This is a genomic window from Luedemannella flava (assembly GCF_039528515.1).
Classification (GTDB): domain Bacteria; phylum Actinomycetota; class Actinomycetes; order Mycobacteriales; family Micromonosporaceae; genus Luedemannella; species Luedemannella flava.
This window is the reverse complement of sequence record NZ_BAAALT010000327.1, coordinates 1-850: the sequence shown is the minus strand read 5'-3', so window position 1 is coordinate 850 and position 850 is coordinate 1. Positions and strand designations below refer to the sequence as shown.

Genomic DNA, 850 nt, shown 5'->3' with positions numbered 1-850 from the left:
GCCGACGCGGACGCGCCGCGCGCGCACCGCGTCCGCGCCCGCATGGCCGTCATCGACCTCGCCGGCCAGGCGCTGGCCGCCATGGACGAGACGTTCGCGGCCGCCCTGGCCGACGCGGGCGACGACCCGGCGCTGCTCGCCCCGCTGCGGCTGCGGCTGGCCTGGCAGGCCATGGTCGAGGGCGCCCGCGAGCGCGGCGCGCTCGAGGCCGCCGAGGCGATCGCCCTGGCCGACCAGGCGGACGACACCGCCACGGCCGCCATGGCCGGCGGCGTGCTCGCCCAGATGGAGCGGGTACTGGGCCGTCCGCAGTACGCCGACACGCTCAAGAGCGCGCTCGCGCTGCCCGACCCGCCGATCACCGGCTGGCTGCACCTCACCCCGCGCTACGTGGCGGCCCGGTTCGCGTTCTTCGACGACGAACTCGACACCGCCCGCGCCGAGCTGCTGAGGATGCTCGCCGTGGTCGAGCCCGGCGGCGGCGAGGAGCTGTTCGAGGTGCTGCGCAGCCTCGCCGAGGTGACCTCGCGCGCCGGGCGCTGCCGGGAGGCGCTCGATTTCGCCCACCGCGCGGAGGGGGTGGCCGAGGAGTGCGGCCTGTCCCCCGGCCCTTCCTGGTACACGGTGGCCGTCGCCGAACTGGCCGGCGGCAGCCTGCCCCGTGCCCTGGCCTACGCGCGGCGCGGGGTGCGCGCCTCCGAGGAGGAGCACGACGCCATCTACCTCGTGCGCAACCTGCACGCGGTGGCGCAGGCCCGGCTGCGCACCGGCGACGTGCGCGGCGCGGCGGCCGCGCTGCGCCGCCTGCGCGACCTGCAGGCGGCGCAGCGGGTGGGCGACCCGTCGGTGG

At 78.2% G+C, this 850-nt stretch carries 1 pseudogene; it reads left to right on the top strand.

From position 1 onward, the window contains the following. Positions 1-850 (top strand): annotated as a pseudogene (locus ABD211_RS33030) (helix-turn-helix transcriptional regulator); the annotation flags it as partial.